General features: G+C 67.5%; 4 protein-coding genes. 2 read left to right on the top strand and 2 right to left on the bottom strand.

Annotated elements, in window-relative coordinates; translation table 11 throughout:
* The first annotated feature begins 709 nt into the window (after window positions 1-709).
* Window positions 710-2,998, top strand: coding sequence for an FdhF/YdeP family oxidoreductase (locus AD428_RS22505; protein WP_053246652.1), 2,289 nt, complete (start codon window positions 710-712; stop codon window positions 2,996-2,998).
* A 153-nt stretch (window positions 2,999-3,151) separates the two neighbouring features.
* Window positions 3,152-3,751, top strand: a complete 600-nt coding sequence (locus AD428_RS22500) for a nitroreductase family protein (RefSeq protein WP_053246651.1) — start codon at window positions 3,152-3,154, stop codon at window positions 3,749-3,751.
* Here AD428_RS22500 and AD428_RS22495 read toward each other — a convergent pair.
* Together AD428_RS22495 and AD428_RS29035 are read right to left on the bottom strand one after the other, a co-directional pair.
* Complete coding sequence (locus AD428_RS22495) at window positions 3,714-4,313, bottom strand: YrbL family protein (protein WP_255352293.1); 600 nt, start codon at window positions 4,311-4,313, stop codon at window positions 3,714-3,716. The genes AD428_RS22500 and AD428_RS22495 overlap by 38 nt on opposite strands.
* Window positions 4,244-4,483 (bottom strand): YrbL family protein, encoded by a 240-nt coding sequence (locus AD428_RS29035; RefSeq protein WP_255352292.1) that lies wholly within the window; start codon window positions 4,481-4,483, stop codon window positions 4,244-4,246. Before AD428_RS29035 ends, AD428_RS22495 begins: the two co-directional genes overlap by 70 nt.
* Window positions 4,484-4,545 lie beyond the last annotated feature (62 nt).

Raw genomic sequence — 4,545 nt, 5'->3', positions numbered from 1 at the left:
CCCAGCAGCGCCAGCCAGGACGGGGCGGCGCGCGGACGGCGGCGGGGGCGTTGCGTGGGACGCATGGCGTGCGGACGGAAAAGCCGGAAAGAAAAACTGGAACGATATAGTATTTCAAAATTTCAACGCCGTCGCGCACGGCAACTGTGCTGCTTTCCTGCCCGAAAAACTGTGCTGTCCGCCGGTCCTGTATCCCTTCTATATTGACGGCCTGTGTATCTGTTGCGCGCCGCGTCCGGCGGACCGGCGCGCAAGGCGAATCGGGGGTTTTTCGAGCATGAGCAAGTCCAAGCAGCGCAACGTGCCCGGCGTGCGGCCCTATGGCGGGCCGGCGGGCGGCTGGGGGGCGCTGCGCGCGACCGCGCAGGCCGTCCGGCAGCAGATGGACACTTTCGAGGCGCCCGTCGTGCTGCTGCGCACGAACCAGCCTACGGGAGCAGCGCCAGCCAGGACGGGGCGGCGCGCGGACGGCGGCGGGGGCGTTGCGTGGGACGCATGGCGTGCGGACGGAAAAGCCGGAAAGAAAAACTGGAACGATATAGTATTTCAAAATTTCAACGCCGTCGCGCACGGCAACTGTGCTGCTTTCCTGCCCGAAAAACTGTGCTGTCCGCCGGTCCTGTATCCCTTCTATATTGACGGCCTGTGTATCTGTTGCGCGCCGCGTCCGGCGGACCGGCGCGCAAGGCGAATCGGGGGTTTTTCGAGCATGAGCAAGTCCAAGCAGCGCAACGTGCCCGGCGTGCGGCCCTATGGCGGGCCGGCGGGCGGCTGGGGGGCGCTGCGCGCGACCGCGCAGGCCGTCCGGCAGCAGATGGACACTTTCGAGGCGCCCGTCGTGCTGCTGCGCACGAACCAGCCTACGGGTTTCGACTGTCCGGGCTGCGCCTGGCCCGACAAGGAGCACCGCTCCACGTTCCAGTTCTGCGAGAACGGCGCCAAGGCCGTTACCTGGGAGGCCACCAACAAGCGCGTAACGCCGGAGTTCTTCGAGCGGCACACCGTGTCCGAGCTGCTGGGCTATTCCGACTACGAGCTGGAGAACTTCGGCCGGCTCACGCACCCCATGGCGTACGACCCGGTCACGGACAAATTCCGCGCGGTGCAATGGGAAGAGGCTTTCGGCCGCATCGGCAAGGCCATGCGCGGCTTGGCGTCGCCCGACCAGGTGGAGTTCTACACCTCGGGCCGGGCGTCCAACGAAGCGGCCTATCTGCTCCAGCTCTTCGCGCGCGAGTACGGCACCAACAACTTTCCCGACTGCTCCAACATGTGCCACGAGGCCACCAGCGTGGGGCTGCCGCAATCCATCGGCATCGGCAAGGGCACGGTGTCGCTGGCGGATTTCGACCAGACCGAGCTTGTCATTTCCATCGGCCACAATCCGGGCACCAACCATCCGCGCATGATGGGAACGCTGCACGAAGTTGCCCGGCGCAAAGTGCCCATCATCGTGTTCAACCCCATGCGCGAGCGGGCGCTGGAGCGTTTTGCCGATCCGCAGGACGTGCTGGAGATGGCCACGCTGGGCTCGACGGACATCGCCTCCACGTACTACCAGGTGCGCGCCGGCGGCGACGCGGCGGCGCTCAAGGGCATCATGAAGGCGGTGCTGGCGCTCGAAGACGAGCGCGGCGGCGTGCTCGACCGCGAATTCATCGCCCGGCACACCCGGGGGTTCGAGGCGCTGGAGGCCGACCTGCGGGCGACCGGCTGGGCCGACATCGAATACGAAAGCGGGCTGGCGCGGGCCGACCTGGAGCAGGTGGCGCAGGCCTATGCCGCGTCCAACGCCACCATCATCACCTACGGCATGGGCATCACGCAGCACAACATGGGCACGGCCAACGTGCGGCTCATCGCCGACCTGCTGCTGCTGCGCGGCAACATCGGCAAGCCCGGCGCCGGCATCTGCCCCTTGCGCGGCCATTCCAACGTGCAGGGCAACCGCACCGTGGGCATTACCGAGAAGCCGTCGGCGCAGTTCCTGGCCAGCCTGCAGGCCGTCTTCGGCTTCCGGCCGCCGAGCGCGCACGGTCACGACGCCGTGAAGGCCATGGAAGCAATGATCGCCGGCACGGCGCGCGCGCTCATTTGCCTGGGCGGGAATTTCGCCGTGGCGCTGCCCGACCCCGAGCGCTGCTTTCCCGCCATGAAGAACCTGGACCTCAGCGTGCACGTGGGCACCAAGCTCAACCGCTCGCATCTGCTGGTGGCGCGCGAAACCTACCTGTTCCCGTGCCTGGGCCGCACCGAGCTGGACTTGCAGGACTCGGGGCCCCAGTCGATCACGGTCGAAGACTCCATGTCCATGGTGCACGCCTCGGCGGGGCGGCTGAAGCCCGCCTCGCCTTACCTGCGGTCGGAGTGCGCCATCATCGCCGGCATGGCGGGCGCGGCGCTGCCCGACAGCAAAGTTCCCTGGACGGAACTGGTGGCCGACTACGGCCGCATCCGCGACCTCATCGAGCGGACCATACCCGGCTTCGAGGGCTACAACCGGCGCATCCGGGTGCCGGGCGGTTTCCGCATGCCGCTGCCGCCCACCGGGCGCGTCTGGCCCACGCCGTCGGGCAAGGCGGAATTCTCGGTGTTTCCGGGTGTGCGCGAGCGCTACGAGCCCTGGGACCCGGGCTGTCTGCGGCTCATGACCATCCGCAGCCACGACCAGTACAACACCACGATCTACGGCATGGACGACCGCTATCGCGGCGTGTTCGGGCGGCGCGACGTGCTGTTCATGAATGCGCAGGACCTGGCCGACCTCGGCCTGGCGCACGGCGACCTGGTGGACGTGGAAACCGTCGCCGCGGGCCGGACGCTGCGCATGGAAGGGCTCACGGCGGTGCAGTACGGCATTTCGCGCGGATCGGCGGCTGCCTACTATCCGGAGGCCAACGTGCTGGCGCCGCTGGACTACATCGACGAGGAGAGCGGCACGCCTTCGTACAAGTCCATTCCCGTACGGGTGCGCCGGGCCGCGGCGCAGGCCCGCTAGATGCCGGCGGGCGCGGCGCTGTCCATTCGCGTCACCGATGGAACAATCTGTTCCGGGCCGAAACCGTGGTTTTACGCGCGATGCGCGGGACCGGGGCGGGCGCGGCTGGGTAGAATCTGGCCTTCTTCCGTCGTTCTAGAGGCTTTCACCGCCATGAGCAATGCTTACCTCGAGGCGCTCAAAAAGCGCCGCACGCAATACGCCCTGGGCCGCAACGTACCGCTCTCCAAGGAAGAGCTCACGACCCTGATCCAGGAAGCCATCAAGCACAGCCCCTCGTCCTTCAATTCGCAGAGCTCGCGCGCCCTGGTGCTGTTTGGCGCCGAAAGCGAGAAACTCTGGGCCATGGCCACGGATGAAGTGCGCAAGGTCGCGCCGGCCGAGGGCTTCGAGAAGACCGAAGCCAAGCTCAAGAGCTTTGCCGCGGGCGTGGGCACGGTGCTGTTCTTCGAAGACCAGGACGTGGTGCGCAGCCTGCAGGAAAAATTCCCGCTGTACGCCGACAACTTCCCCGTCTGGTCCGAGCAAGCCGGCGGCATGGCCCAGCTTTCGGTATGGACGGCGCTGGCCAACGCGGGCGTGGGCGCCAGCCTGCAGCACTACAACCCGCTCATCGACGCCGCCGTGGCGCGCGAGTGGAACATCCCGGCATTCTGGAAGCTGCGCGCGCAGATGCCTTTCGGCTCGAACGAGGCGGGCTTCGGCGAGAAGGCCTTCATGGACGACGCCGAGCGCTTCCGCGTGGCCGGCTGAACCCGTCCATGCCTGCAAGCCGCGCGCCCCAGCCGGGGCCCGCGGCTTTTTTCATTGCCGTCCCCCCGGCGGGCAGCGCGCGCACGGGGCCGGCCGCCGACACGGACGGCTCGGCCTCCACGGGATGCGCCGTCAGCGCGCCGGCTCCCAGGCGCGCCATTTTGTCGGCCATCTTTTCGTACTTGCGCAACAGCCGCCGCCGGTTGAGCGCCTTGCTCCAGGCATAGACAGGCAGGAACTGCTTGGGACCGTAGCCGTCCACGAGAAACAGGCCGGCGTGTCCATCGGCGTTGCGGCCGACCACGATGTTGCGGGCGCTCACGTCGTTGAAGATCACGTGCGCGTCGGCCAGCGCCAGGAAAAACTGGTGCACCTGCTGGCGCAACTGCGGGCCGTAGCCCTGCGCCGCCACCACTTGCTGCAGGGTGGGAGCCAGTTCGCCACGCTCGTCCACGATTTTTTCCACCACCAGGCCCAGGCCCGCGCTGGTGTTCACCACGCCGCAGATGCGCGACAGCAGCGCATTGCCCTGCGGCATGCCGCTGTGCGCGCTGGTCGCCAGGTATTCCGACAGTTCGGCGATGAAAATGCGGTAGGCCTGCTCGCGCTGGAACTGTTTGTGCCATGCCTGGCGACGCCCCGGCTCGCGGGCCGCGCATGGTTGATGACCTTGATGAGCAGCGCCGGATTGCGTGGATGTTCGTACACGTCGCGCTCGCTGCCGGCCGCCACGCGGTGCGCCTGGGCCAGGTCGATGATGTCGAATACGCCGGGCGGACGCGGCGTCAGGCGCA

This window comes from Achromobacter sp. DMS1, from assembly GCF_001270295.1.
Note: the sequence above shows the minus strand (reverse complement) of the source record. Positions and strands in the feature narration are given on the sequence as shown.